The organism is Ruegeria sp. HKCCD8929 (genome assembly GCF_013031405.1).
GTDB lineage: Bacteria > Pseudomonadota > Alphaproteobacteria > Rhodobacterales > Rhodobacteraceae > Ruegeria.
The window spans coordinates 446739-473490 of the sequence record NZ_WPZY01000002.1 but is presented as its reverse complement, the minus strand read 5'-3'; the positions used below and the strand labels follow the sequence as shown (position 1 = coordinate 473490).

Annotated in this window: 24 protein-coding genes and 1 pseudogene; 8 read left to right on the top strand and 17 right to left on the bottom strand. The window is 64.4% G+C overall.

The window, feature by feature from the left end:
* The 7 genes and pseudogenes from GOX53_RS04955 to GOX53_RS04930 all read left to right on the top strand — a co-directional run.
* A pseudogene (locus GOX53_RS04955) lies at positions 1–624 on the top strand (IS3 family transposase); the annotation flags it as partial.
* Between the two features lie 925 nt (positions 625–1549).
* On the top strand, positions 1550–1762 hold the full coding sequence (locus GOX53_RS29760) for a GDCCVxC domain-containing (seleno)protein (protein WP_254446461.1): 213 nt from the start codon (positions 1550–1552) through the stop codon (positions 1760–1762).
* Positions 1763–1900: 138 nt separating this feature from the next.
* Positions 1901–3220: a glutamine synthetase family protein gene (locus tag GOX53_RS04950; RefSeq protein ID WP_171173972.1), complete on the top strand. Its 1320-nt coding sequence runs from the start codon at positions 1901–1903 to the stop codon at positions 3218–3220.
* A 58-nt stretch (positions 3221–3278) separates the two neighbouring features.
* Positions 3279–3959 (top strand): type 1 glutamine amidotransferase, encoded by a 681-nt coding sequence (locus GOX53_RS04945; RefSeq protein ID WP_171173970.1) that lies wholly within the window; start codon positions 3279–3281, stop codon positions 3957–3959.
* Complete coding sequence (locus tag GOX53_RS04940) at positions 3959–5317, top strand: glutamine synthetase family protein (protein WP_171173968.1); 1359 nt, start codon at positions 3959–3961, stop codon at positions 5315–5317. Before GOX53_RS04945 ends, GOX53_RS04940 begins: the two co-directional genes overlap by 1 nt.
* Before the next feature lie 57 nt (positions 5318–5374).
* Positions 5375–6679: an FAD-binding oxidoreductase gene (locus GOX53_RS04935; RefSeq protein WP_171173966.1), complete on the top strand. Its 1305-nt coding sequence runs from the start codon at positions 5375–5377 to the stop codon at positions 6677–6679.
* 111 nt (positions 6680–6790) lie between these two features.
* Complete coding sequence (locus tag GOX53_RS04930; RefSeq protein ID WP_171173964.1) at positions 6791–8005, top strand: DegT/DnrJ/EryC1/StrS aminotransferase family protein; 1215 nt, start codon at positions 6791–6793, stop codon at positions 8003–8005.
* 48 nt (positions 8006–8053) lie between these two features.
* Here GOX53_RS04930 and phaR read toward each other — a convergent pair whose 3' ends face one another.
* From phaR to ftsW, 17 genes are all read right to left on the bottom strand, one after another.
* Positions 8054–8614, bottom strand: a complete 561-nt coding sequence (gene phaR / locus GOX53_RS04925; protein WP_171173962.1) for a polyhydroxyalkanoate synthesis repressor PhaR — start codon at positions 8612–8614, stop codon at positions 8054–8056.
* Positions 8615–8706: 92 nt separating this feature from the next.
* A complete protein-coding gene (locus GOX53_RS04920) occupies positions 8707–10392 on the bottom strand; it encodes a chloride channel protein (RefSeq protein WP_171173960.1) in 1686 nt (561 codons plus the stop codon).
* Positions 10393–10493: 101 nt separating this feature from the next.
* Positions 10494–12143, bottom strand: coding sequence for a DNA repair protein RecN (gene recN, locus GOX53_RS04915; protein ID WP_171173958.1), 1650 nt, complete (start codon positions 12141–12143; stop codon positions 10494–10496).
* 34 nt (positions 12144–12177) lie between these two features.
* Positions 12178–13023, bottom strand: coding sequence for an outer membrane protein assembly factor BamD (locus GOX53_RS04910; RefSeq protein WP_171174038.1), 846 nt, complete (start codon positions 13021–13023; stop codon positions 12178–12180).
* Between the two features lie 114 nt (positions 13024–13137).
* Positions 13138–14058, bottom strand: a complete 921-nt coding sequence (lpxC, locus tag GOX53_RS04905) for a UDP-3-O-acyl-N-acetylglucosamine deacetylase (RefSeq protein ID WP_254446460.1) — start codon at positions 14056–14058, stop codon at positions 13138–13140.
* Positions 14059–14270: 212 nt separating this feature from the next.
* A complete protein-coding gene (gene ftsZ / locus GOX53_RS04900) occupies positions 14271–15917 on the bottom strand; it encodes a cell division protein FtsZ (protein WP_171173954.1) in 1647 nt (548 codons plus the stop codon).
* A 347-nt stretch (positions 15918–16264) separates the two neighbouring features.
* Complete coding sequence (locus tag GOX53_RS04895; RefSeq protein ID WP_171173952.1) at positions 16265–16672, bottom strand: hypothetical protein; 408 nt, start codon at positions 16670–16672, stop codon at positions 16265–16267.
* Between the two features lie 4 nt (positions 16673–16676).
* The gene (gene ftsA / locus GOX53_RS04890; RefSeq protein WP_171174036.1) at positions 16677–18011 is read right to left on the bottom strand and encodes a cell division protein FtsA; all 1335 of its coding nucleotides are present in this window, start codon (positions 18009–18011) and stop codon (positions 16677–16679) included.
* An 8-nt stretch (positions 18012–18019) separates the two neighbouring features.
* A complete protein-coding gene (locus GOX53_RS04885; protein WP_171173950.1) occupies positions 18020–19018 on the bottom strand; it encodes a cell division protein FtsQ/DivIB in 999 nt (332 codons plus the stop codon).
* Positions 19006–19926 carry a D-alanine--D-alanine ligase gene (locus GOX53_RS04880; protein WP_171173948.1) on the bottom strand — a complete coding sequence of 307 codons (921 nt, stop codon included), beginning with the start codon at positions 19924–19926 and terminating at the stop codon, positions 19006–19008. The genes GOX53_RS04885 and GOX53_RS04880 overlap by 13 nt, the downstream gene beginning before the upstream one ends.
* A gap of 104 nt (positions 19927–20030) precedes the next feature.
* Positions 20031–20954 (bottom strand): UDP-N-acetylmuramate dehydrogenase, encoded by a 924-nt coding sequence (gene murB, locus GOX53_RS04875; RefSeq protein WP_254446459.1) that lies wholly within the window; start codon positions 20952–20954, stop codon positions 20031–20033.
* Positions 20951–21238 carry a hypothetical protein gene (locus GOX53_RS04870; protein ID WP_171173944.1) on the bottom strand — a complete coding sequence of 96 codons (288 nt, stop codon included), beginning with the start codon at positions 21236–21238 and terminating at the stop codon, positions 20951–20953. The genes murB and GOX53_RS04870 overlap by 4 nt, the downstream gene beginning before the upstream one ends.
* Positions 21239–21250: 12 nt before the next feature.
* On the bottom strand, positions 21251–21493 hold the full coding sequence (locus tag GOX53_RS04865) for a DUF2484 family protein (RefSeq protein ID WP_171173942.1): 243 nt from the start codon (positions 21491–21493) through the stop codon (positions 21251–21253).
* A complete protein-coding gene (locus GOX53_RS04860) occupies positions 21490–21747 on the bottom strand; it encodes a DUF2484 family protein (protein ID WP_171173940.1) in 258 nt (85 codons plus the stop codon). The genes GOX53_RS04865 and GOX53_RS04860 overlap by 4 nt, the downstream gene beginning before the upstream one ends.
* Positions 21748–21751: 4 nt before the next feature.
* Positions 21752–23158 (bottom strand): UDP-N-acetylmuramate--L-alanine ligase, encoded by a 1407-nt coding sequence (murC, locus tag GOX53_RS04855; RefSeq protein ID WP_171173939.1) that lies wholly within the window; start codon positions 23156–23158, stop codon positions 21752–21754.
* Positions 23155–24252 carry a UDP-N-acetylglucosamine--N-acetylmuramyl-(pentapeptide) pyrophosphoryl-undecaprenol N-acetylglucosamine transferase gene (locus tag GOX53_RS04850; RefSeq protein ID WP_171173937.1) on the bottom strand — a complete coding sequence of 366 codons (1098 nt, stop codon included), beginning with the start codon at positions 24250–24252 and terminating at the stop codon, positions 23155–23157. The genes murC and GOX53_RS04850 overlap by 4 nt, the downstream gene beginning before the upstream one ends.
* Complete coding sequence (gene ftsW / locus GOX53_RS04845; RefSeq protein WP_171173935.1) at positions 24252–25415, bottom strand: putative lipid II flippase FtsW; 1164 nt, start codon at positions 25413–25415, stop codon at positions 24252–24254. The genes GOX53_RS04850 and ftsW overlap by 1 nt, the downstream gene beginning before the upstream one ends.
* A 130-nt stretch (positions 25416–25545) precedes the next feature.
* Between ftsW and GOX53_RS04840 the strand changes: the two genes are divergently transcribed.
* A complete protein-coding gene (locus tag GOX53_RS04840) occupies positions 25546–26736 on the top strand; it encodes an NAD(P)/FAD-dependent oxidoreductase (RefSeq protein ID WP_171173933.1) in 1191 nt (396 codons plus the stop codon).
* The last annotated feature ends 16 nt before the right edge of the window (positions 26737–26752 follow it).

Sequence of the window (26752 nt, the reverse complement as noted above, 5' to 3'; positions counted from 1 at the left end):
CGATACGGCTACCTGCGCCTGCACGCAATGTTGCGTCGGGAAGGTCTCGTGGTGAACCACAAGCGCACGTATCGGCTCTACACCGAGCATGGCTTGCAGGTTCGCACCAAGAAGCGGCGCAAGCTGCCCAGGCGCGACCGCATTGCGCCTCAAGTCCCGGAAAGGCCGATGCAAAGATGGTCTTTGGACTTCATCAGCGATCAACTTGCGGACTGCCGTAGGTTCCGGGTGCTCAATATCGTGGACGATCACAGCCGGTTCTGTCCGGGCCAGATTGTCGATGTGTCGATCCCTGGCGCCCGCGTTGTGCGGTTCCTGGATGACCTAGCGTGGCGCATTGGTCTGCCCGAAGAGATCATCCTCGATAACGGCCCAGAAGGCACAAGCAAGGCCATGTTCGACTGGTCTGAGCGGACCGGCGTGCGTCTGCGGTTCATCGAGCCTGGCAAGCCGGTGCAAAACGCCTTCGTCGAGAGTTTTAATGGCAAGTTCCGGGACGAATGTCTCAACCTTCACTGGTTCCGATCACTGCGCCACGCCCGCGAGGAAATCGGCCGATGGCGAAATCACTACAACACCAAGCGCCCACATTCCGCGCTCGGATATCTATCACCAACGGAGTTCCTGATGAAAACTACCGCGCCAGCGCTTGAGACTCTTGCGGTCTCCACGCTGCCGCTCGACACTGACACCCAACCGGAAGATTCCAGATCAAACCGGCCCTGATCGCGGGGGAAGGTCACTGCCAGACGAAGAGTTCTACGGTCGTTGGCTCGGCTGGCTACAAGCGAATCCAGATGATGTGGAGAGAATTTTCCTTACACCTAGCGTACTTCCTGTGGAATGGAGCCATGTCGACCCCATTGACCCTGATCCTGGCTGCGAATGGAAGCCCCCGCTCGCCGAGGCCGAAGGTGCGAATGACGCGCTCGATGCGGGGCAGAATTAATCATTTCGCGAAGGGCTGCGCGCCGGAACTATCTACGTCAGTTTTTCGGCGCTAAAATAATCACTTTTGGCCGAATTGCGAAAGATCGGACATTCGTGCATGGTGCAGCAGTGAACACATTGGGCTCACTCCCGACTTTGGTCACCATTCGCGGGATTTCGAACGCAAACCTCCCAGCAACCGTCCAACCCAGAAGAAACTACAACCACAAGCCCGAACACAGGGCAGCGACCGACTGCTGGTCGGCCTCCTGCTCTCAACGGTCTCCCCTTCATGGTGCCAACGCACCCGAACTCAGACCACACCGCCTATGCCAAAATAGCGCCCGCCATAGGGGCGGTGTCGCCATTGGTGCTCGGACCAATGGCGCAACACAAACGACCGCTGCCCGGCGGCACCGCGTGCCTTGTTTCCGGGCTGGGCGCCCAGATCTGAGCGTCCATCTCACCCACCGTATCTGCCCTCTCGGTTCGCCCTGGCCGCGCTACATCCAGCGGCGCACACGACGGTCACGCTGACCAAACGCAATCCCGCGCTTCTGGCCTCACAGCCCCTTCCCCGCTACCATCACAACACCAACCAAGGGCACCCACAGATCCCATGACCGGCCCCCAACTCCAAAGCACCCTCACCTGCCCCGAATGCGGCCACGCGCAGGTCGGGCAGATGCCCACCGACGCCTGCCAGTGGTTCTACGAATGCAGCGCCTGCAAGGCGCTCCTGCACCCCAAACCGGGCGATTGCTGTGTCTATTGCTCCTACGGCACCGTCCCATGCCCGCCTGTACAAGCCGGAAACTCCTGCTGCGGATGATGTACGAAACGGACAGAACCCAATCGGCCCCGCATAAACCAGCACCACCGGCCTACGTCGCCACAATAATTTGATCAAATACAGTGACAACGCCCCTGCCTCGCGCTACACCTGCGCGAAAGAGGATCGGAGAGCCCCATGGACCTGAGCAATCTGCACACTTTCCGCGTCGCCGCCTGTGACCTGAACGGCCAGATGCGCGGCAAACGGGTGCCCTCGGCCTATGCCGCCAAGCTCGACACCGGCGCCGTACGGATGCCCTTCTCGGCGCTGAACGTGGACCTCTGGGGCGCCGATATCGACGGCAGCCCACTGGTCTTTGAAAGCGGCGATGCCGATGGCGTGCTGCGCCCCACCGGGCGTGGCCCGGTGCCGGTGCCATGGATCGACGCGCCCACCGCACTGGTCCCCATGAGCATGCATCACGATGACGGCCAGCCCTTTGCCGGCGACCCGCGCCACGCGCTGGCAACCGTGCTCGACCGCTACGCCGCGCGCGGCTGGTCCGTCATCGCCGCGACCGAGCTGGAGTTCACCCTGCTCGATGCCTCCTCCGACACGCCCCGCCCGCCGGTCAACCCGCTGACTGGGCGCCGCCTGGAGGATGAGGCGGTTCTGTCCATGGCCGAGATGGACGCTTTCGACGCCTTCTTCACCGAGCTTTACGATGGCTGCGAGGCCATGGGCATCCCCGCCCAGACCGCGATTTCGGAAAGCGGCATCGGCCAGTTCGAGATCAACCTCAACCATCAGGAAGCAATGCGCTGCGCTGATGATACGTGGCTGTTCAAGGCCTTGGTGCGCGGGCTTGCGCGCAAGCATGGCTTTGCCGCCACCTTCATGGCCAAGCCTTATCCGGACGATGCCGGCAACGGGATGCATGTGCATTTCTCAGTGGTCGATAGCGCGGGCAACAATGTGTTGGACGATGGAGGACCGCAAGGCACGGACACGCTCCGCCACGCGGTTGCGGGCTGTCTGGCGGCAATGCCCGCCAGCACGCTGATCTTTGCGCCCCACGGCAACTCGTACACCCGCCTCGTGCCCGGTGCCCACGCACCCACCGGCGCCTGCTGGGCCTACGAAAACCGCACTGCCGCGATCCGCATCCCCGGCGGCGCCCCTGCCGCGCGGCGCATCGAGCACCGTGTCGCGGGCGGCGACACCAACCCCTACCTGATGCTGGCCGCCATCCTCGGCGCTGCGCTCGCGGGGATCGAGGACAGCATGCAGCCTCCGGCCCCGATCACCGGCAACGCCTACGAGATCGACGGCCTGCCGCAGCTCGCCGCCGACTGGCCCTCCGCCATCACACGGTTTGAGGCCGATCCCCTGATCGCCCGCATCCTGCCCGCCGATCTGATCCGCTACCTGGCCATGACCAAGCGCCAGGAGATCGCCCGCTTCGCCGAGCGCGCACCCGAGACCCACTGGCTGAGCTATCTCGAGGCCGTGTGACCCCTCTTGCCTGGGCGGTCTGAGTCAGTTAGGCTAAATTTGATCAAATTGGTGAAACATGAAAATCGGCATCCTCCAAACCGGCCACTCCCCCGATGCATTGATCAAAACAGAAGGGGATTATGATCAGATGTTTGAGACCCTGCTGGACGGGCACGAGCTGACGTTTGACACCTATCCCGTGGTCGACGGCACCTTCCCGCAAAGCCCCATCGACGCGGAGGGATGGCTGATCACCGGGTCGCGCCACGGCGCTTATGAGGACCACGCATGGATACCCCCGCTTGAGGCGCTGATTCGTGACATTCGTGAAGCAAAGCTGCCGCTGATCGGCGTCTGTTTCGGTCACCAGATCATCGCGCAAGCGCTGGGGGGCAAGGTCGAAAAGTTCTCCGGCGGCTGGGCGGTTGGGCGCACGGAGTATGAACTGGACGGCAGCACGGTGGCGCTCAACGCCTGGCATCAGGATCAGGTCACGGATCTGCCCGATGGGGCCGAGGTGCTGGCCTCGAACGCCTTTTGCCGCAACGCGGTGCTGGCCTATGGCGACACGATCTGGACGATCCAGCCGCATCCGGAGTTCAACAGTAGTTTCGTGGATGGGTTGATCCGCACCCGGGGCAAGGGCGTCGTGCCCGACGCTCTGTTGCAGCAGGCCAGCGACCGGCTGGACGGCCCCATCGACAGCCGCGAGATCGCCGATCTCATGGCCGCGTTTTTCAAGAAAGAGAGGGCCTGATGGCCGATTGGAAGGACAACCTCCCGCAAGCGGCGCAGGACTATCTGGACGGGCGGCGCCTGGACGAGGTGGAATGCGTCATCGCCGACTTGCCCGGCATCGCGCGGGGTAAGGCGGTACCTGCCTCGAAATTCGCGCGCCAGTCCTATTTCCACCTGCCCGACAGCATCTTTTATCAGACCATCACCGGCGATTGGGGCGAAGCCGCCGGCGATGACGGGTTCATCGAAAAGGACATGATCCTCAAGCCGGATTTCTCGACCGCCTCCGCCGCGCCCTGGACCGGAGACTGGACGCTGCAGGTGATCCATGACGCCTATGACCGGGACGGCGCGCCGATCCCGTTCAGCCCGCGCAATGTGCTCAAGCGGGTGGTGCAGCTTTATCACAAGAAAGGCTGGGAGCCGATCGTGGCCCCCGAGATGGAGTTCTTTCTGGTCGCCCGCAATCTGGACCCGGCGCATGAGATCAAGCCGATGATGGGCCGTTCGGGCCGTCCGGCGGCGGCGCGGCAGGCCTATTCGATGACGGCGGTGGACGAGTTCGGCCCGGTGATCGACGACATCTATGACTTCGCCGAACATCAGGGGTTTGAGATCGACGGCATCACCCAGGAGGGCGGCGCAGGGCAGCTTGAGATCAACCTGCGCCATGGCGATCCGGTCAAGCTGGCCGATGAAGTGTTCTATTTCAAACGGCTGATCCGCGAGGCGGCGCTGCGCCACGATTGTTTTGCCACCTTCATGGCGAAACCCATCGAGGACGAGCCGGGGTCTGCCATGCACATCCACCACTCGATCATAGACGCGGAGACCGGGCAGAACATCTTTTCCGGCCCGCAAGGCGGCGAGACGGATGCGTTTTACCACTTCATCGCGGGTCTGCAGAACCATCTGCCGGCCGGTCTGGCGGTGATGGCGCCTTATGTGAATTCCTATCGCCGCTATGTGAAGGATCACGCCGCCCCGATCAATCTGGAATGGGCGCGCGACAATCGCACGACCGGCATCCGCGTGCCGCTGTCCCCTCCGGAAGCGCGTCGGATCGAGAACCGGATCGCGGGCATGGACTGCAACCCGTATCTGGGCATCGCCCTGTCGCTGGCCTGCGGTTATCTGGGCCTGACCGAGCAGGAGCGCCCCCGCCGCCAGTTCTATGGCGACGCCTACGAAGGTGAGGGCGACATTCCTCAGGTGATGGGCAACGCGCTTGATATGTTCGAAGGGGCCGAGGCGCTGCATCAGGTGATGGGTCCGGAATTCGCGCGGGTCTACGCCATCGTGAAACGGGCCGAATACGAGGAGTTCCTGCAGGTGATCTCCCCGTGGGAGCGCGAGCATCTGCTGCTCAACGTCTGAGCCTTTTGGCCCGGGCCGGAATATGCGTATTTGCAGCAAGAAGAAGCAGGGGGCGGGATGAATCTGCTCTATTCCAATGACCGGCGGGGGGAATTTCCGCCCAGTTGGTACGCGGCCACGGCGCATCAGGCAGAGCGTTGCGCCCCCCTGCGCGGTGAGGTCAGGGCGGATGTCTGCGTGGTCGGTGGCGGCTATACCGGCCTGTCGGCCGCGCTGCATCTGGCCGAGGCCGGGTTCGACGTGGTTCTGGTCGAGGCGCATCGCGCGGGCTTTGGCGCATCGGGGCGCAACGGTGGGCAGTTGGGCAGCGCGCAGCGGATGGATCAGGAGGATCTGGAGCGGCTGGTGGGCGATGCGGATGCCGCTCGGCTCTGGGATCTGGCCGAGGATGCCAAGGCGCTGGTCAAGGACCTGATCGCAAGGCATGCAATCGACTGTGACCTTAAGCCGGGCGTGGCCACGCTAGGTCTGTCCGACGGCGAGCGGCGGGAGTTGCACGCCCATGCCGCGCATCTGGCGGACCGCTATGAGTATGACCAGATCGAACTGCTGGGCGCGGCGCAGGGACATTCGCTCTGCCCCTCGCCCGCATACAAGGGCGGGTATCTGGACATGGGGGCGGCGCATCTGCATCCGCTGAACTATGCGCTGGGGCTGGCGCGGGCGGCGCGGGCTGCCGGAGTACGGATATTCGAAGAAACCGAGGTGCATCACATCGAAGAGCGCACCCCGGCAACGGTACGAACCGACAAGGGCCGGGTCATCGCCGCACATGTGATCCTGGCCTGCAATGGCTATCTGAGTTCGCTGAACCGCAAGGTGGCGGCGCGGGTGATGCCGATCAACAATTTCATCGCGGCGACCGAGCCTTTGGGGGACGAAACAGCAAAGGTTCTGACCCGGGACGTGGCGGTGGCCGACACGAAATTCGTGGTCAACTATTTCCGCCTCAGCGCCGACAAGCGTCTGCTGTTTGGCGGTGGTGAGAGCTATGGCTATCGGTTTCCCGCCGACATCGCCGCCAAAGTGCGCAAGCCGATGGCCGAGATCTTTCCGCACCTGCGGGATGTGAAGATCGACTATGCCTGGGGCGGCACGCTGGGCATCACCATGCGGCGGATGCCCTATCTGGCGCGGGTGGCGCCGAACATTCTGTCGGCCTCGGGCTATTCCGGCCATGGTGTCGGCACCGCGACCCATGCCGGGCAGTTGATGGCGCTGGCCATTCAGGGGCAGGCCGAGGGGTTCGACACCTTCTCGCGCGTGCCGGCCCTGCCCTTTCCCGGCGGACCTGCATTGCGCAGCCCGCTGCTGGTGCTGGCCATGACCTGGTACGCGCTGCGGGACCGGTTGGGCGTCTGAGAGCCTGAAAGCCACAGATCAGTGAATTCTCGCCGATGGGGGCAAAAGGGTCTTGGCATCGCCGCGTCATGAATTTACTTTTTCGAAAAGTGGAATTCAGGATTTCCAAATATGACCCAACCTCCCAACGTTCATGACGCCGAACCCATCCCCGCCGCCGCGCGTGAGGCCATCGAGGCGCTGATGCAATCCGGCGACCTGTTCCGCTATACCGCGCCGCAGGATGCGCCCGTCGCGTTGCTCGAGGCCGAGTTCGCCGAGCTGCTTGGCAGCAAATATGCGCTGGCGGTGTCGTCCTGCTCGGCGGCGCTGTTCCTGTCGCTCAAGGCGCTGGGTCTGCCGCGGGACGCGCGGGTGCTGATCCCCGGTTTCACCTTTGCCGCCGTGCCGTCCTCGGTCGTACATGCCGACTGCGTGCCGGTGTTGTGCGAGGTGGGGCAGAACTACCGCATCGACATGGGTGATTTCGCCGCCAAGCTGGACGGGGTGCAGGCGGTCATCATCAGCCATATGCGCGGGCATACCTCGGACATGGATGCCATCATGGAGCTGTGCGATGCGCGCGGCATCCCGGTGATCGAGGATGCGGCGCACTCGCTGGGCACCACCTGGCATGGCCGCAATATCGGCACCATCGGCAAGGTGGGCTGTTTCTCGTTCCAATCCTACAAGATGATCAACGCCGGCGAAGGCGGCATCATGATCACCGACGACGCCGATCTGGTGGCTCGCGCGGTGATCATGTCGGGCGCCTATGAGCATAACTGGAAAAAGCACAAGGGCCCGCATGGTGACAACTCGCCCGAGCTGGAGCAGGCCTTTGCCCGCTGGCAAAACAAGCTGCCGCTTTATAACCTGCGCATGAGCAACCTGAACGCCGCCGTGATCCGCCCGCAGCTGCCCGAACTGGCACGGCGGGTGCGCGACGGGCTGGCCAACCACGACTACGTGGCCGAACGGCTGAACACCTCGCCCCATCTCCATGTGCCCGACCCGCTGGCACCGGAACGGCGGGCGCCGGATTCGATCCAGTTCAATCTGGTCGATCTGGACGGGGCCGAGACTCGCGCCTTTGCCGCCGCCGCCGAGGCGCGCGGGGTCAAGGTACAGGTGTTCGGGATGAGCACGGACAACGCACGCGCCTTCTGGAACTGGCAGTTCCTGCCCGAGCAGACCGAGCTGCCGCAGACCCGCGCCATGCTGATGCGCGCCTGCGACGTGCGCCTGCCGGTGCGCCTGACACGGGATGAGCTGGACGTGATCACCGACATCCTGCTGGACGCGGTGAGCGAAGCCACGCAGGCAATGCCCGCCTACGGCACCTGAATCTGACGGAAGTTGTGGCCTGACCCGGCATGACCGGGTCGGCAGGGCCTAGCTAAGCTTGGAGAGCTTTTTCTGCAGCTCGGCAAGCTGTTTCTTGATCTCGTCCAGATCCTCGCCCTGGCTGGATTTCGTCTCATCTTCTGCGGCGGGATCGGGTGCGGACCAATTTCCGGACAACCCGCTGGTCATCGCCTTCAGGAACGCCTGTTGCTGCGCCTGCATCGCATCGAATCCGGGCATCTTGGACATCGGGTTCATGGCGTTCATGTTCTCGACCATCTTGGCCTGGCTTTCGCGCAGCATCTCGAACGAGCTTTGCAGGAATTGCGGCATCAGCCCACCGCCCGGCACCATGTAGCTGCGCACCAGATCGTTGAGCACATTCACCGGCAGCACGTTCTCGCCCCGGCTTTCATGTTCGGCAATGATCTGAAGCAGATACTGCCGGGTCAGGTCATCGCCGGATTTCAGATCGACGATCTGAACCTCGCGCCCGTCGCGGATGAACCCGGCGATATCCTCGAGCGTGACATAGTCGCTGGTCTCGGTGTTATAGAGCCGCCGGCTGGCGTAGCGCTTGATCAGCAGCGGTTTTTCTTCTTCTGCCACCGTGTTCCCCTCCCCAAGGATGATGCATTGCAGCAGAGGTTATGCGAGTGCAGCAGAAAAAGAAAGTCCGGCCTTGCCGAAGGTGGCGCCGGTCACGAATGCTCCTCTGCCGCCGTTGCTGCCAGCGCACGGTTATAGGCCTTGAGCGCGTCGACGTGATAGAGGACACCAACCGGGTCCTCTCCACCTTCCTTGTCCCGGATCACCACCGGGATGCACGGAACGTCGTCGCGGTCGAAATAGGGCATGGCGGCTTCGAGGGTGGAACTGGCCTCGATACACAAGCCCTGCTCGATCAGATCGCGGCATTCCTCGGTGCTGATGGCGCGCGGATCGCCCAGGGGCCGCATGACCGCGCCTGCCCGCAGCATGGCCAGCAGATAGGCCTGCGGCCCGGCAGCCAGATGCACGTTGCGGCGTTCGAGCTGGGTCAGGAAGAACGACCGGTCCACCAGCCGTGACGCCAGCGCGGTGGACATCGACACCGACACCATCACCGCCAGCCCGATTTGCCAGTCGCCGGTCAGTTCGAACACGATCAGCGTGGTCGAGATCGGCGCCCCCAGCACCGCAGCCGCCACCGCCCCCATCCCGGCAAAGGCATAAAGCGCGTAAGTGCCCGACACATCCGGCAGCAGCCCGGTGGCGATATGGCCAAAGGCCAGCCCGGTCAGCGCGCCGATCATCAGCGAGGGTGAAAACACCCCGCCCCCCATGCGCCCGCCCATGGTGATGGCCAGCGCCCCGGTCTTGATCACGGCAAACAGGATGGCGGTGGTCAGCGCCAGTTCACCGCTCAGCGCCAGGATCGTGGTCTCATAGCCCACACCGATGATATGCGGGAACCAGATGGCGATCAGCCCCAGCATTGCCCCCGATACTGCCGGACGCAGCCAGCGCGGCAGCGACAGGCGGTTCTGGACATGCGAGCTGATATCCTCTGCAAAGAAGATCGACCGCATCAGCACCAGAGACACCAGCCCGCAGATCAGCCCCAACAGCAGGAAGGCGGGCAGTTCGACGTAGAACTGCAGCGAGCCGGGGGTGGTCAGCACAAACTCGGTCACGTCGCCATAAGACAGCCGGTTGATCACCGTGCCCGCAACCGACGCGATGACGATGGGGGCAAAGGCGTGCACGGCGAAATGGCGCAGGACCACCTCAAGCGCGAAGAGCGCCCCGGCAATCGGCGCGTTGAAACTGGCCGAGACGGCAGCGGCCACGGCACAGCCCAGCAGGTCGCGCCCGGTGATGCCGTCGGCATGGATCTTTTCGCTGACCCAGGTCGAGATCACCCCGGCCATGTGCACCACCGGCCCCTCGCGCCCGCTGGAACCGCCGGAGCTGAGCGTGATCAGCGAGGCCAGCATCGAGGCCAGACCGGCCCGGGTCTCGACCCGCCCGTCGGTCAGCGCCGCGCCCTCGATCACGTCGGCCACCGAGCGTACCCGGCCATCATCGGTGAAATTGTGCAGGATCAACCCCACGATCAGCCCGCCGACAATCGGTATGATCAGAATCCAGTACCACGGCAGTTGTTCGGCAAAGCTGTGCAGGTATTGCACATCCTCGGTGCCGTATAGATAGGCCTGCAGCGCCGCGATCCCCTCGCGAAAGAACAGCGCCGCAAACCCGGCGGCGATCCCGATGGCGAGCGCGATGAACCAGAACTGGATCTGGCTGGGCCCGCGATGGCGCAGCACCCGCCAGGCATCCTTGAGCGCGGCAAGGGCCTGATTGAACTGCTGGCTCAGGATAGTGCGGGTGGATTGCGTCATCGCCCCCTCGGGTCACAGGTTAACCTTTAGTAAGCTACGCGCGCAAAACAGAAAAGCGGGTTCGCGACAGTGTGAGGGCCGCGTTGCGGCAAGGCCGCGGTTCAGGCGCTGAGCAGCGCGCGGGCGGCGGCGCGGGCCTCGTCAGTGATGGTGTCGCCGGCGACCATGCGGGCAATCTCGTCCACCCGCTCGTCCGGGTCCAGCGGCACCACGGTCGACAGCGTCTGGCCATCGGCCACCTGTTTTTGCACCCGCCAGTGATGCGCGGCCCGCGCGGCCACCTGCGGCGAGTGGGTCACCACCAGCACCTGTCCGCCATGGGCCAGCGCCGCCAGACGCCGCCCCACCGCATCGGCAGTGGCGCCGCCAACGCCCCGGTCGATCTCGTCGAAGATCATGGTGCGACCGCTGTCATCGCCGGTCAGGCAGACCTTGAGCGCCAGCAGGAAACGGCTGAGTTCGCCGCCCGAGGCGATCTTGTTGAGTGGTCCCGCAGGAGCGCCGGGGTTAGTGGCGACGGTAAAAGCCACCATGTCCCGGCCCTCGGGGCCCGGTTCGGCTTCGCTCACATGGGTTTCGAACACCGCGCGTTCCATCTTGAGCGGCGCCAGCTCCGCCATCACCGCCTTGTCCAAAGCACCGGCGGCCTTGGCGCGGGCAGCGGTCAGCGCCCCGGCAGCGGTGTCATACGCGTCCTCAGCCGCCGCCAGCGCGGCGCGCTGATCGGCCAGATCCGCGTCGCCCGCATCAAGCTGTCCCAGCCGCGCCCTTAGCGTGTCGGCGAAGCCACCCAGATCGTCGGGGGCCACGTCATGCTTGCGCGCCAGCGCGCGAATGGCAAACAAACGCTCCTCAGCCGCCTCCAGTTCCGCCGGGTTGAAATCCAGCGCCTGCAGGCAGGTCTCGACCCCGTCCTGCGCCTCGCCCAGTTCGATCATGGCGCGACCAAGGGCGGCAATCGGCTCTTCCAATTGCCCTGCGGCCTTGTCCGACACCCCTTCCAGCCAGCGCAGCGCGTCGCCCATGGCGCCCTCGGCCCCCTCGCCGCCCAGCAGGGCAAAGGCACGGGCCACATCATCACGGATGCGCTCAGCACCCTGCATCATGCGGCGGCGGGCGTCCAACTCGGCATCTTCGCCGGGCTGCGGGTCAAGCTGGTCCAGCTCGGCCACGGAATGGCGCAGGAAATCCTCTTCGGCCCGCATTGCCGCCAGTGCGGCCTCGGTCTCTTCCAGCGCCTTGCGCGCCCGGCTCATTTCGGTCCAGGCACTGCGTGTATCAGACAACGCTGCGTCGAGCCCGGCATAGGCGTCCAGCATCGCGCGATGGCCGCGCGGGTTCAGCAGACCCCGGTCGTCATGCTGGCCATGCAGCTCGATCAACGTCTCGGACAGCGCCCGCAGTACCTCACCCGAGCAGCGGCGGTCATTGACCCAGGCAGTCTTGCGCCCCTCGGCGGTGTTCACCCGGCGCAGGATCAATTCCTCTCCGCCGGGCAGCCCGGCCTCGTCCAACACCTCATGGGCTGGGTGATCGGCGGGCAGTTCGAACTCGGCCACCACCTCGCCCTGCGCCGCACCCTGCCGCACCAGCTCCGCCCGGCCCCGCCAGCCCAGAACGAATCCCAGCGAATCCAGCAGGATCGACTTGCCCGCCCCGGTCTCGCCGGTCAGCACGTTGAGCCCGGGCTGGAACGTCAGTTCCAGCCGGTCGATGATCAGCATGTCGCGGATATCGAGCGCTCGCAGCATCGGGATCACCGTCCGAGGCGTGTCCGCATGGCGCCTACAACCATTCACCCTTGATCGACTGGCGATAGATCTGGCTCAGCCAGTTGTTGCCGCGATCCTTGAGGTCGAGCCCGCGCGAGGTCAGCAACTTGTAGCTGCGCTCATACCACTCGGTGGACTGGTAGTTGAAGCCGAGGATGGCACCCGCCGTCTGCGCCTCGTTCACCAGCCCCAGCGAGAGATAGGCCTCGACCAGCCGGTGCAGCGCCTCGGCGGTGTGGGTGGTGGTCTGGAAATCCTCGACCACGACGCGGAAACGGTTGATGGCGGCGGTGAAGTGATCGCGGCGCAGGTAGTAGCGCCCGATCTCCATCTCCTTGCCCGCCAGATGGTCGAAGGCCAGATCGAATTTCAGGATCGCCGAGGTGGCGTATTCGCTGTCGGGATAAACCTCGATCACGGTGCGCAGCGCCTGCAGCGCCTGAAAGGTCAGACCCTGGTCGCGGCCCACCTCGTCAATCTGGTCATAATAGCTGAGCGCCAGCAGATACTGGGCATAGGCCGCATCTTCATCGGTGGGATAGAAGTCGATATAGCGCTGCGCGGCGGCGCGGCTTTCGGGGTAATCCTTGCCCGAATGGAACGAAAACGCCTGCATGATCAGCGCGCGCTTGGCCCAGTTGGAATAGGGGTAAAGCCGCTCGACCTCGGCAAAGTACCAGGCCGCGTCATCCGCCCGGCTCTGCGACAGCTCGTATTCGCCGCGTTCGAAAATCTGTTCGGGGGTGAACCCTTCGAGGTTCTGGGTTCGATCTGCCCCGGACCGTGCACCACATGCCGCCAAAGTAGCTGTCAGAAGAATCGCACATGCGAGTCTGACTGCCGCCCTGCTGCCAACCATACCGCCCATCCTTGTCGTCTTGTTCATGGGGCAAACCCCGAATTGGGGATCGGTCTAGCACATATAATTCTGGTGCAAAACGCCTTATCGGCCTGATCACACAATTGCAGGAGGTCAGGCAACCTGCGGGATTTCAGCCCAAACCACTCCGTATCCCGGCAGGCGCGCGGCCTGCTCCGGGGTGCACAGCACGGGACGCACGGCGCCGGGCGTCTCGAACAGCTTGCGCAGCAGCGTGTTGGTCATGGCGTGGCCCGATTTCTCGCCCACATAGCGGCCCAGAATGGGACCGCCCGCCAGATACAGATCCCCCAACGCGTCCAGCATCTTGTGGCGCACGGCCTCATCCTTGTGACGGAAGCCACCCGGGGTCAGAACCTCGTCATCCTGAACCACAACCGCGTTGTCCAGCGACCCGCCCAGGGCCAGGCCATTGGCGCGCATCGCCTCGACATCGGCGCGGCGGCAAAAGGTGCGGCTGTCGCACAGCTCGCGCGCGAATGTGCCATTGTGCATGTCGAGCGTCATGCTCTGCTTGCCGATGGCCTTGTCATCGAAATCGATGTGGAACTCGATCTCCTGCCGGTCGGACGGCAGCAGCGTCGCCTTCGCACCTTCGCGCTCGACCGTTACGGGCTCGACGATCTCATAGGCAAGAACCGGCGCTGCCTGCTGGCGCACGCCGCAGGCGACGATGCCGCGCACAAACGCGATCGAGGATCCGTCCATGATCGGAACCTCGGGGCCGTCGATCTCGATCAGCGCATTGTGCACGCCGCATCCGGCCAGTGCGGCCATGATGTGTTCGACGGTGGAAACCGAGACGCCCGCGTCGTTGACCAGACGGGTGCAGAGCGGGGACCGCTCGACCACGTCATAGGCCGCCGGGATCATCGCATCACCAAGCTCGATATCGGTCCGTTTGAACCAGATGCCGTACCCGGCAGCCGCCGGGCACAGCACCATCGTGGCCGGCCGGCCGCTGTGCAGACCGGTGCCTTTGAACATGACCGAGGATTTAAGCGTGTGTTGCAATGTGAACCTCAAGGCGCTGTGTCCAACCGCGGCGGGTTGGGTTGATCCTGAGGTAAGGGAGGGGCGCGTTACGCACAACTCACTCTTTGCAACCGAATGAAACATGGATGTAACACATCGGCAAAACCCTGCTTGCAGCGTTTCAACCATTTGGTTCCAAAGGAAAAAGGGCCGCCCGCTGGCGACCCTTTTCCCTTACTTTGTTATCGCTGTCAGTTGGCCTGACGGCGCAAGAATGCGGGGATTTCGATCCGCTCCTGATCCGGGTCGGCCTCGGTCGGCGCAGGTGCCGTAGCGTCATTCTGGCGCAAAACCGGCTGCTGCCGCACCGGCGGCTGCTGCGCCGGAGTGTCGGCTGCGTGGCCGGTCATCCGGTCGATCAGCCGGTTGAAACCAAAGCGCGGCTTGTCCTGCGGCGGCTGCTGTTGCTGCACCGGCTGCGGCTGTGCGGCGGGCCGGGCCTGCTGATTTTGGGCCGAGGGCACTTTCTGCACAGCGGCCTGCAACCGCTGCATTGCCTCGGGCGACGGGGTGCCCGGCGCGGGCGCCCGGGGGGCCACAAACTCCTCTGCGGGGCTGTCCACCGCATCGGCTTGCGGCTGGAACGTGGCGGCGGGCTGCTGGTAGACCGGCGGCGGCAGGCCGTCATCGTCCATCACCTGCGGCTCTTCGGACCGATAGGTGCCCTCATCCATTCCGCGCGGCGCTTCGGCGGTTTCCATGTTCTCGAACAGGGTCGGCTCTTCCACCGGTTCGGCAACGGTTTCGGCCACCGGCTCTTCGACCACACGCGGAGCGGCGGGAGCGGCCGGAGCCTCTTCCTCGGCCGAGACCTTGCGGGTCAGCGGGGCCGACATCGGACGGCGCGCCACCGGGATATCCGAATGCACTTCGGTTGCGTCGATGCCGGTCGCAACCACCGACACACGCATCGCGCCCTGCATCTCGGTATCCAGCGTCGAGCCGACTATGATGTTTGCGTCCGGGTCCACTTCCTCGCGGATGCGGTTGGCCGCCTCGTCAAGCTCGAACAGGGTCAGATCGTGGCTGCCGGTGATGTTGATCAGCACACCCTTGGCGCCGCGCAGGCTGATTTCGTCCAGCAGCGGGTTGGCGATCGCCTTCTCGGCGGCCTGAATGGCGCGATCTTCGCCCTCGGCCTCGCCGGTGCCCATCATCGCCTTGCCCATCTCGTCCATCACCGCGCGCACGTCCGCGAAGTCGAGGTTGATCAGGCCCGGGCGCACCATCAGGTCGGTCACGCCCTTGACGCCCTGATAGAGCACGTCGTCGGCCATCGAGAACGCCTCGGTAAAGGTGGTTTTCTCGTTGGCAAGGCGGAACAGGTTCTGGTTCGGGATGATGATCAGCGTATCGACAACCTTTTGCAGCGAATCCACGCCGTCCTCGGCCTGACGCATCCGCTTGGCGCCTTCGAACTGGAACGGTTTGGTCACCACGCCGACGGTCAGCACGCCCAGCTCACGCGCGGCCTGCGCGATGATCGGCGCCGCACCCGTACCGGTGCCGCCGCCCATGCCGGCGGTGATAAAGCACATATGCGCGCCAGCCAGATGATCGACGATCTGTTCGATGCTCTCTTCGGCAGCCGCGGCGCCGACGGTGGCCCGGGCACCCGCGCCCAGCCCCTCGGTCACTTTCACGCCCAACTGGATGCGGGCCTGCGACTGGCTTTGCTGCAGCGCCTGCGCGTCGGTGTTCGCAACGACAAAATCCACGCCGTCGAGTTGTTTCTCAATCATGTTGTTGACGGCATTGCCGCCAGCCCCGCCTACACCAAATACCGTGATCCGTGGCTTCAGTTCATCCTGACCGGGCATCGAAAGGTTCAATGTCATGCTCTGTCCGCCTGTATTATATTTCCCCGCGAAAACGGGGTTTTTCTTACCTATCCACAGCCGACTCTACCTTTCGAATTGCCAAACGTCACGCCAAAAATCGCGCAAAACCACAAAATATGGAGAAAGTAAGGCGGCAACCGGCGTCATTTCGCCGGGCCCGCCAAATGTTGCGGCTCACAGCACACTGACCACAAGGCATACGAATGCAGCACGCCCGGCGAAGCATCGCCATGCGTGACGTATTCAGGTTTCCAATGCGCAGATCCTGCTCGTTCTGCCGCCGGGCCTCTGTCGGGCCTTGTGGATATCTTGCGGGATAAATCGTTGCGCCGCAACCAAATTCTTCAGCTCGTCAACTCACCCGGGCACGAGATTGGATCACTCGTGATCGAGCGAACTTCCTGGATCTCTGCATCCAGAAACGTGGCAAGGCGCACCATCAGCCGATCACCCTGTATGAAAGGCCACCAGCAAACCGGCTGGCGGTCCGGATTATTGTCATAGAGAAAGCAAATCCGACCATCGGGCGTGCTGATCCGGCCATAAACGCAGTGCTCGCCCACCTGTTTCCAGACCGAACGCGAACGGTCGAGGAATTGCTCCACCCCGACCAGTTCGCCGCTCCTGACCTCATAGAAGCTGAGTGTCTTGCCTTCTGCGGCATCCAGGAAATCCTCCGGGCTGATCAAGGTCTGCGCCGTTGCTGACGTGGCCAGCAACACGCCGCCCAGGGCCGCAGGGATCCGGGACATCGCGTTACCAGTTGTCGCGGAACCACTTCACCGCACGCTTGAGCGAACGCGAGGGGTAGCGATCAACCGGAATCTCGAAATCCCACCATTCGTCCTGCGGATGCGCCGCAAACAGGCTCAGCCCCACCGCCGACGAAAACCCGGGGCCGGTCGCCGATTGCGGCAGGCCATGCACGCGCAGTGGACGCCCCAGGCGCACGCGCTGGCCCAGAATGCGGCTGGCGAGCCCGTCGAGGCCCATCACCTGGCTGGCCCCGCCGGTCAGCACGATCTGCTGGCTGGGCAGATGCTCGAACCCGGCGGCATCCAGCCGGACGCGCACCTCTTCCAGAATTTCCTCGACCCTCGGACGCATGATGCCAATCAGTTCGGCGCGGCTGACGGTGCGGCGGTCATGCTCCCAATCGCCGGTATCGCCACCGATGTCGATCAGGTCGCGGTCATCCGCGCCTGTCGCGTGCACGCCGCCGCTGAAGGTCTTGATCCGCTCGGCCACCGCTGCCGGAACCCCCAGCCCCATCGAGATGTCGCTTGTCACGTGATCTCCGCCCATGCGCACGCAATCGGCATAGATCATGTGTTTCTTCATGAAGATCGACACGCTGGTGGTGCCGCCGCCCATGTCGATACAGGCCGCGCCCAGCTCTTGCTCGTCCTCGACCAGCGCCGAGATGCCCGAGACATAGGCCGAATTGGCAATGCCCGCCAACTCCAGATCGCAGCGTTTGATGCAGTGCACGATGTTCTGGATCGCCACCGCATCGACGGTCAGCATATGCATGTCCACCGCCAGCGACTGGCCCAGCTGCCCGCGCGGATCGATCAGGCCCGACCGGTTGTCGAGCGCGAAATTTACCGGCTGGGCATGCAGCACCTCGCGCCCCGCCCCGTATTCCGGCACTTCGCATGCGTTCAGCACCCGGCCCACCTCGGCCTCGGTCACCACCTGGCTTTCCAGCTCCACCTGCGCGTCCAGGCCATAAGACCTCGGATTGGCACCCGAGAAACAGGCGATCACGTGATCGACCCGGATATCGGCCATCTTCTGCGCCGCCTGCAGGGCGGTGCGGATGGCGCGCTCGGTCTCCTGCATGGCGGTGACTTCGCCGAACTGCACCCCGCGCGAGCGGGTGGTGGCAGCGCCGATCACGCGGAACCCGGTCTGACCCGCCATCGAGCCGATCGAGTTATCCTCGCTCAGCCGCCCGGTGCCGTCGAAGCGCAGCACCAGACAGGCGATCTTGGAACTGCCAACGTCCAGAATGGCCACCACACCGCGCTGCATCGCCTGCCGGCGCATCTGCCGCATCGCCCTCTGGGACTGATAAAGATCCGTCATCATACCTGTTACTGCCCATTCCCGACTGTTGTTCTTGTCCGCCACCATTCCTCGCTGGCGGTTTCGGTCATTCTGATCGTGGGGCGCGATCCCAGCCGCATGTCCACCACGGCCACGTCACGCTCCAGCAGGTCCTGCACCTCGCTCACCGCCAGCACCCGCTCCAGCGCCTCGATCGGGCGCTCGGTCGGCAGCATGATGCGCTGCTTGCGGTCCAGCACCACGTCCCAGCGGCGCTCTCCGATGCGAACCAGCCCGCGCAGACGCTCGCCCAAACCTTGCGCCGTGCGGATCAGCGCCAGCGCCTCGGGCACATGGCCATCCGCCCCCCTGCCCGCGATCAGCGGCAGGTCCGAGCGCAGCTTGCGCGACGGCAGGTCCTTTACATGCGCGCCGGTCTCGTCCAGCAATTCGATCCCGTCCCGCGTGCGCCAGACCACGACCGGCTGACGTTCGACCACATCGATCTGCAGGATGCCGTCGGGCCGCACCCGGACGCTGGCGGATTTCACCGGATCGAGCCCGGTGATCACGTCGCGGATCTGCTCGACATCCAGATCGAACGAGCTGATCGGGAAATCGAGCGGCACCACCTCGCGGATATCCTCGGCCAGGCTGCCGCCCGCACCATCGATGGCCATCAGGTTGACCATGAATTCCGGCCGCTCCTGGATCGAGGCGCGCAGGTCGGCGACAAAATCGTTCACCGCATCGCGCCGCGCCTCGCTGGCCAGAAAGGCGCTGCTGAGCGCCAGCACCAGACAAACGGGCACGCCCACGCGCAGGCCCAGCCGGATACCCGGCGTCAGCATCCAGCGCTGGAACCGGTAGCTCAGCCGCGACGGCGCCGGATCGGCCCGGCGCTTGGGCGGTTTCAGCCGCTCCCCGCCATGCAGACGCATCCCCCCGCCCGCACCGGCCTCGCCGGTCTCAAAGGCGGCATCGGGACCTGCGACCGGCTTTTGCCGGAACAGAACAGGCAGTTTGCGGCGCTTTACCTGTCGCATGAGGCGTCATCCACCATCCATGCGCAGAGCTGGCCGAATGTCATACCCAACTCGCCCGCCTGTTCGGGCACCAGCGAGGTTGGCGTCATGCCGGGCTGGGTGTTGGTTTCCAGCAGGATCAACCCTTCGGCCCCGCGCGCCTCGTCCCAGCGAAAGTCGGTGCGGCTCGCCCCCCGGCACCCCAGCGCCTGATGCGCGCGCAGGGCATAATCGAGGCACAGGTCGAAGATCTCTTTCGGGATGTTGGCCGGAACCTCGTGCCGCGAGCCGCCGGGTTTGTACTTGGCGTCGTAATCGTACCAGCCGTCGGTGATGATGTCGGTTACGCTCACCGCCCGATCGCCCACCACGGTCGTGGTCAGCTCGCGCCCGGGCACATATTGCTCGACCATCACCTGCGCGGGCATGGTTTCGGCCAGCTTTGGCGGGCCGTTGGCGCCCTCCTGCACGATATAGATGCCGACCGACGAGCCTTCGTTGTTGGGTTTCACTACATAAGGCGGCGCCAACACGTGATCGGCCTGCGCATCCTCTTTCGCCACGATGAGGCTTTCGACCACCGGCAGACCCGCCGCGCGGAACACCTCTTTCGAGCGCTGCTTGTCCATCGCCAGGGCCGAGGCCAGCACGCCGGAATGGGTATAGGGAATGCCCAGCCATTCCAGCAGCCCCTGCACGCAGCCATCCTCGCCCCACCGACCATGGAGCGCGTTGAAAACAACATCCGGATTGATGTCCTGTAAACGGGCACAGAGGTCCGGGCCGGCATCCAGCTCGACCACCTCAAACCCTTCTCCCCTGAGGGCGGTTGCGCATTCACGTCCGCTGACCAGCGACACCTCGCGCTCGGCCGAAGGTCCGCCCATCAATACCGCCACTTTGGGGGTTGTCCTGCTCGACTTACCCACCGTGTGCCTCAATGTCCCCGGGCCTTATCCGCTGGCCCGTACTGCTTTGTTATTTCCCTGTTCCGCCGCCGGTTTTGCCTGTTATTGGTCAGCGGATCGGGAAGCTATTCTTTCAGCGGATCACCGACCCGCATGATTTCCCACTCTAGCGTGATACCGCTTGTTTCGTAAACCTTTTTTCGCACATCCTCGCCCAGACCTTCGAGATCGGCGGCGGTTGCATCGCCGGTGTTGATCAGGAAATTCGGGTGCTTTTCGCTCATCTGCGCACCGCCCCGCCGGGCGCCCCGCATACCGGCGTCGTCGATCACCTTCCACGCCTTGAGATCATGGGTGTCGTCCGCCCGCCCGGTCGAGGAAAAGCCCGCCGGGTTGCGAAAGGTGGACCCGGCGCTGCGGTCCTTGGTGGGCTGGGTTTCGTCGCGCTTTTTCAGCTGCGCATCCATGCGGGCATGCAGTTCGTCTGCCGGCGCCGACGGCCCCTCCATCACCGCCTCGACCAGCACCGCGCCTGCGGGCAGGTCGGACTGGCGATAGCGGAAGTTCAGGTCGCTCGCGGTCAGCTCCTGCACCTCTCCATCGCGCGTCACGATGGTGGCGGAAACCAGCACATCGGCCACGTAGCTGCCATAGCACCCCGCGTTCATCCGCACCGCCCCGCCGATGGAGCCGGGGATAGTGCGCAGAAAGGTCAGGTCAACCCCGGCATCGGCCGCTTTCCGCGCCACATGCGCATCCAGCGCCGCCGCACCCGCCGTGACCCGGTTGCCGTTGATAGAAGTACCGTTGAACCCCCGCCCCAGCCGGATCACCACGGCACGCAATCCGCCGTCGCGCACGATAAGGTTCGAGCCGACACCCATGGGGAAGACGGCGACACCCGACGGCAATTCCCGCAGGAAGTCTTGCAGGTCTTCCAAATCCGCAGGTTGAAACAGGTAATCCGCCGGGCCACCAACGCGGAGCCAGGTCAGATCTCCAAGAGACTTTCGTTCCGTTAGTTTGCCCCGCACCTGAAGCGGACTCAACTCAACGCTTTCTTGCGCCACTTTTTCCCTAGTCCCCATCCTATTGCTGCACTCAGGCCATACACCAAATGCACAGCCGCAATAAACAAGGCCGCGAATTTGGCAATGTCGTAAGTTTCAACCGAATAACCGTAGACAGCCAGAACCAGCAGAACAAACCACAGTGCTGTAGCAGAATAGGCAAGACGGCGCTTCCCATATCGCGCCAAATAAGCAAAGCCCAAACCCCAACCCAAGATACCCAGCGCAATCGCCACATAGATCAGGACCACCCAGATATCCATTTGGCCGCTCCGTCACCTGATCCGCCGCAGCCAGCGCGTCAGATAGATCACCGGCCAGCGCAGCACCGACATGCCTGCGGCCAGCACCAGCAGGCCGATCCACGGGCCGTTCTCATAAGTGACATAGCCCACCAGCGGGATGCCCACTGCGATCAGCGCATAGGCACGGGTCCAATGGTTGTCCCGGCTCGGTGTCATCGCCAGCACATTTGCAATCACGGCCCACACACAGGCCAGGATCAGCGAGGTGTTCATTCCCGCCCCTCTTCCTCGTCGGAACCGAACCACTTGCGCCAGTAATAACGCAAGGGGTTGCGGTACATTGAAACAAAAGCCGCCGTCGCCGCCAGCGACAGGAACCAGCCGTAATCCACTCCCAGCCATACGATCACGACCGGGGCCGCGATCAGCAATGCGATGCCGGGCGGAAACTGCATCCGCATCGGCAACAGCGCCACGATGGTCGCCGCCAGCACCCAGGCACAGGCCAGTATGACCGAGAGCGGCACGGCCCTAGCCCGCCAGTTTTCTCAGTCGGTCCGGCAGGGCGTTGGCCCAGCCGCTGATGGTCCCCGCACCCAGACAGACCACCATGTCGCCCGGCCGGGTCTGCTCGCGCACCAGCCGTTCCAGATCGTCCTCGTTCAGCAGGGCACGGGCGTGACGGTGACCGTGGCGGATCATGCCCGCCACCAGATCGTCGCGGCTGGCGCCCTCGATCGGGTCTTCACCGGCGCCAAAAACCTCGGCGATGGCCACCACGTCGGCATCGTTGAAACAGGTGCAGAAATCCTCGAACAGGTTCGACAGGCGCGAGTAGCGGTGCGGCTGATGCACGGCGATCACGCGGCCCTCGCAGGATTGGCGCGCGGCCTTCAGCACGGCAGCGATCTCCACCGGGTGGTGGCCGTAATCGTCGATGATGGTGACGCCATCGACCTCGCCCACCTTGGTAAAGCGCCGGTTGACGCCGCCGAAATTGGCCAGCGCCTCGCGGATTTCCGCCGCCTTCATGCCCAGATGACGGGCCACGGCCACGGCGGACAAGGCGTTCGAGACGTTGTGGTCGCCCGGCATCGGCAGGCTGCAGCCCTCGATCACCATATCCTCGTGCTGCAGATGAATGTCAAAATGCGCCACGCCGCCCTTGTAGGTCAGGTTCACGGCCCGCACATCCGCCTGCGCGTTGAACCCATAGGTGCGCACGCGGCGGTCGGTGATCCGGCCCACCAGCGCCTGCACCTCGGCATGGTCGGTGCAGCAGACGGCGAGGCCATAGAACGGGATGTTCGACACGAACTCGTAGAACCCATCGCGCAGCCGGTCGAAATCGCCCCAATGCTCCATATGCTCGGGGTCGATATTGGTGACGATGGCGATGGTGGCGGGCAGGCGGTTGAACGAGCCGTCGGACTCATCTGCCTCGACCACCATCCACTCGCCCTGCCCCATACGGGCGTTGCTGCCATAGGCGTGGATGATGCCGCCATTGATCACGGTGGGGTCGAACTCGCCGGCCACCATCAATTCGGCCATCATCGTGGTCGTGGTGGTCTTGCCGTGGGTTCCGGCGATGGCAACGTTGGACTTGAGCCGCATGAGTTCCGCCAGCATATCCGCGCGCCGCACCACCGGCAGGCCGCGCGTCCGGGCACCGTCCAGCTCCGGGTTGCCCGGCTTGATCGCGGTCGAGACGACAACGACCGAAGCCCCTTCCAGGTTCTCCGCGCTCTGGCCGACGAAGATTTCCGCCCCCAGCCGCGCCAGCCGCTCGGTGATCTTGGTGGCCTTCAGGTCCGAGCCCTGCACCCGGTAGCCCAGGTTCAGCAGCACTTCGGCGATGCCCGACATGCCGATGCCGCCGATCCCGACGAAATGGATGGGCCCGATATCGGTGGGGAGTTTGGTGGCAGGGGTCATGCGGTCTCCTTCTGCGCCAGACCTTCAACAAGGGCGACCAGACGCTCGGTTGCGTCCGGGGCCCCGACCGACAGGGCGGCGCTGGCCATTTTCTGGGCGGCTTGCGGGTTGGTCAGAACCAATGCGATTTGCTCTGCCAGCGCGGAAACGTCAAGGGCACTTTCCGGGATCAGGATAGCAGCACCCGCCTGAACCAGCCCCCGCGCATTGGCGGTCTGGTGATCTCCGGCGGCGGCGGCGAAGGGCACGAGGATCGAGGGGCGCCCGATCACCGAGATATCCGCCACGCTGGAGGCGCCTGAGCGGCTGATCACCAGCTGCGCCTCGGACATGCGGCGCGGCACATCCTGGAAGAAAGGTTTCACCTCGGCCTTGATGCCGTGTTCGGCGTAATAGGCCGCGACCCGCTCGCCATCCTCATTCCGGGCCTGATGAGCAACGCGCACATATTGGCGCAGGTCCTCGGGCAGCGAGGCAACCGCACCCGGCACCTTGTCGCTGAGGATGCGCGCACCCTGCGAGCCGCCCATCACCAGGATCGACATCGGATACTCGCCCGGCGGGATATAGCCCGCCGCCGCCCGGTCCAGCACGGCGGCACGCACCGGGTTGCCCACATGAACGCCATCGGCGCCCTCTGGCAGATCGGTGGGCCAGGCGCCACAGGCCACATGCGCGACCCGGGTGGCAAAGATCTGGTTCACCCGTCCCAGAATGCCGTTCTGTTCGTGGATCATCCGCGGCACGCCCAGCATCGTCGCTGCGCCCAATGCCGGGATCGACGGATACCCGCCAAAGCCCACGACAACGTCCGGCCTGTTGCGCAGCATCTGCAAGGCCATGCTGGTCACGCCGCCCGCGATCCTCGGCGCCACCATCGCCTTGGCCACCGGCCCGCCGCGCGCGAAGGTGGCGGATGATGCCTCGACAATCTCGGTCGTATGGGGAAAACCGCCGGTGTACCGCGCCCCACGCGCATCGGTGGACAGGCGCACGCGCCAGCCACGATGCAGCATCGCCTCGGCCAGCGCCTGCGCCGGAAACATGTGGCCACCGGTCCCGCCCGCTGCAATCAATATGTAAGGTTGCGCCATCATCCCCGTCCGCGAAGAATGTCACCCAACTCGCCTTGCGGCCGCGTCCGCGTAAAGGCCAGCAGCATACCGACCGCGATCCCGCCCGCAATCAGGGACGAACCGCCGTAACTGACGAAAGGCAGCGTCATGCCCTTGGCGGGCAACAACCGAACGGCCACGCCCATGTTGATCATCGCCTGCACCCCGAACATGCAGGCCAGCCCTGTACCCGCGAGGCGGATGAACATGTCCCGCTCGCGCATCAGCCGCAACAGCGAGCGCACCACCACAAGCGCATAGAGCGCGATGATGATCAGCACCAGGATCAGGCCGTACTCTTCGGCCGCGACCGCGATGATGAAGTCGGTATGTGCGTCGGGCAACGACCATTTCACCTGCCCCTCGCCGACACCCACGCCGAACAGCCCGCCCTCGCGGATCGCATTGGTGGCATAGCCAAGCTGGGTGGTCGGGTCCACATCCGGGTTCAGGAACCCGTCGATCCGGCGCGCGAAATGCTCCGAGTTCGAATAGGCCAGCATACCGCCCAGCACCACGACAGCCGCCATGCCCACCAGCAGCAGCATCGGCGCTCCGGCCACGAAATACATCACGCCCCAGCCGAACAGCATCAGACAGGCCTGCCCGAAATCCGGCTGCATCACCAGCATCGCCACGATCGCCATGCACAGCAGAAAGGACCAGAGCCGCCCGGGCGGCCCGTTGATCTCCTGACTGGCGGCAAAGAGCCAGGCAGCGACCACCACGAAACCGGGCTTGAGAAACTCCGACGGCTGGACCGAAGCAAAGCCCAAGCTGTACCACCGCACCGCGCCTTTGCCGAAATCGGTGCCAAAGACCGGCAGCAGCGCCAGCGCCACGAAGGCGCCCAGAAAACCCAGCACCGCCAGCCGCCGCACCAGCGTCGGCGACATCATCGAGGTCAGCAGCATCGCCACCAGCGCCATGACGCCGAAAAAGGCCTGCCGCTCGACATAGTGAAACGGATCGAACCCGTTGCGCGCCGCCAGCGGCGGAGACGAGGCAAGCCCCAGCAGCAGCCCCACGACGAACAGCAGCATCACGCAGGACATCGACCATTTGTCCAGCGTCCGCCACCATTTCGGAAGGATTGGTTCGCCGCGCTGGTCCGGGACCGCGCCATACACCATCTCAGTCATGAGATTACCGCCACTATCTGCCTCGTAAACGTCCCGTTTTCGGGATCTGAGCCAGAGTCTACAGGCAAATTCGCTGTCAGACCAGCCTCTTCCTCTTGTCATTGGCGTCAAACCGCGCCAAGGGCGGGGCATGAGGTTCGACACGATCATCCTGGGTGCAGGCGCCGCCGGCATGATGTGCGCCGCCCATTGCGGCGGCCGCACTCTGGTGATCGATCACGCCCGTGCGCCCGGGGAAAAGATCCGCATTTCCGGCGGCGGGCGCTGCAATTTCACCAACATGTTTGCCGAGCCCGCCAATTTCCTGTCGCAGAACCCGCATTTCTGCAAATCGGCACTGGCGCGCTACACGCAATGGGATTTCATCGACCTGGTGAACCGCCACGACATCGCCTGGCACGAAAAGACGCTGGGGCAACTGTTCTGCGACGGCTCCTCGAAACAGGTCGTGGCGATGCTGGTGGCCGAGTTGGAGCGCACAGGGGCCGAGCTGTGGCTGCACACCGCGCTGAAAGACCTTCACAAGACCGAAAGCGGCTTCGCTCTGGAGGTCGAGCGCGAAGGCCAGCGCCAGGCGCTCACCTGCCGCGCCCTGGTGCTGGCCACGGGCGGCAAGTCGATCCCCAAGATGGGCGCCACCGGGCTGGCCTACGACATCGCACGCCAGTTCGCCCTGCCGATCACCGAAACCCGCCCCGCGCTGGTCCCCTTCACCTTCAGCGATGGCCGCTTCAAACCGCTCTCCGGCGTGTCCATCCCCGCCCGGCTCTCGAACGCACGCACCTCCTTCGACGAAGCGCTGCTCTTCACCCATCGCGGCCTTTCCGGCCCATCGGTGCTGCAACTCTCCTCCTACTGGCGCGAGGGCGAGGAGATCACCGTGAACCTGATCCCCGATCTGCCGCTGCTCGACACGCTGCGCGATCAACGCCAGAACTCCGGCCGCAAGGCGCTCAGCACCGAACTGGCCCGTCACCTACCCGCAAGGCTGGTCGAGGCGCTGAAATCCGACCTGCCGCTCGACGGCAACCTGGCCGACCAGCCAGACGCAAAGCTCGAAACCCTCTGCACCGCCTTGGCCAACTGGCGCCTCACCCCGTCGGGCACCGAGGGCTACCGCACCGCCGAGGTCACGCTGGGCGGCATCGACACGGATGCATTGTCCTCAAAAACCATGGAGGCCAAATCCGTCCCCGGTCTCTACATCATCGGCGAGGCGGTGGACGTCACCGGTTGGCTCGGCGGCTACAATTTCCAATGGGCCTGGTCCTCGGGTTACGCTGCTGGAACCGCCATCGCCGCCCGCACGCCCGCACCCTGACCCCTTCATCTTTTCC

Coding starts and splice junctions, on each gene's coding strand:
- murC (WP_171173939.1), bottom strand. CDS start 23,158: ATGACCCCTGCCACCAAACTCCCCACCGATATCGGGCCCATCCATTTC.
- ftsZ (WP_171173954.1), bottom strand. CDS start 15,917: ATGACATTGAACCTTTCGATGCCCGGTCAGGATGAACTGAAGCCACGG.
- recN (WP_171173958.1), bottom strand. CDS start 12,143: ATGCTGCGAGCGCTCGATATCCGCGACATGCTGATCATCGACCGGCTG.
- GOX53_RS04850 (WP_171173937.1), bottom strand. CDS start 24,252: ATGGCGCAACCTTACATATTGATTGCAGCGGGCGGGACCGGTGGCCAC.
- GOX53_RS29760 (WP_254446461.1), top strand. CDS start 1,550: ATGACCGGCCCCCAACTCCAAAGCACCCTCACCTGCCCCGAATGCGGC.
- GOX53_RS04940 (WP_171173968.1), top strand. CDS start 3,959: ATGGCCGATTGGAAGGACAACCTCCCGCAAGCGGCGCAGGACTATCTG.
- ftsA (WP_171174036.1), bottom strand. CDS start 18,011: ATGACGGATCTTTATCAGTCCCAGAGGGCGATGCGGCAGATGCGCCGG.
- ftsW (WP_171173935.1), bottom strand. CDS start 25,415: ATGACTGAGATGGTGTATGGCGCGGTCCCGGACCAGCGCGGCGAACCA.
- GOX53_RS04840 (WP_171173933.1), top strand. CDS start 25,546: ATGAGGTTCGACACGATCATCCTGGGTGCAGGCGCCGCCGGCATGATG.
- GOX53_RS04945 (WP_171173970.1), top strand. CDS start 3,279: ATGAAAATCGGCATCCTCCAAACCGGCCACTCCCCCGATGCATTGATC.
- GOX53_RS04930 (WP_171173964.1), top strand. CDS start 6,791: ATGACCCAACCTCCCAACGTTCATGACGCCGAACCCATCCCCGCCGCC.
- GOX53_RS04870 (WP_171173944.1), bottom strand. CDS start 21,238: ATGGATATCTGGGTGGTCCTGATCTATGTGGCGATTGCGCTGGGTATC.
- GOX53_RS04895 (WP_171173952.1), bottom strand. CDS start 16,672: ATGTCCCGGATCCCTGCGGCCCTGGGCGGCGTGTTGCTGGCCACGTCA.
- GOX53_RS04910 (WP_171174038.1), bottom strand. CDS start 13,023: ATGGTTGGCAGCAGGGCGGCAGTCAGACTCGCATGTGCGATTCTTCTG.
- GOX53_RS04935 (WP_171173966.1), top strand. CDS start 5,375: ATGAATCTGCTCTATTCCAATGACCGGCGGGGGGAATTTCCGCCCAGT.
- GOX53_RS04865 (WP_171173942.1), bottom strand. CDS start 21,493: ATGAACACCTCGCTGATCCTGGCCTGTGTGTGGGCCGTGATTGCAAAT.
- GOX53_RS04920 (WP_171173960.1), bottom strand. CDS start 10,392: ATGACGCAATCCACCCGCACTATCCTGAGCCAGCAGTTCAATCAGGCC.
- GOX53_RS04885 (WP_171173950.1), bottom strand. CDS start 19,018: ATGCGACAGGTAAAGCGCCGCAAACTGCCTGTTCTGTTCCGGCAAAAG.
- GOX53_RS04950 (WP_171173972.1), top strand. CDS start 1,901: ATGGACCTGAGCAATCTGCACACTTTCCGCGTCGCCGCCTGTGACCTG.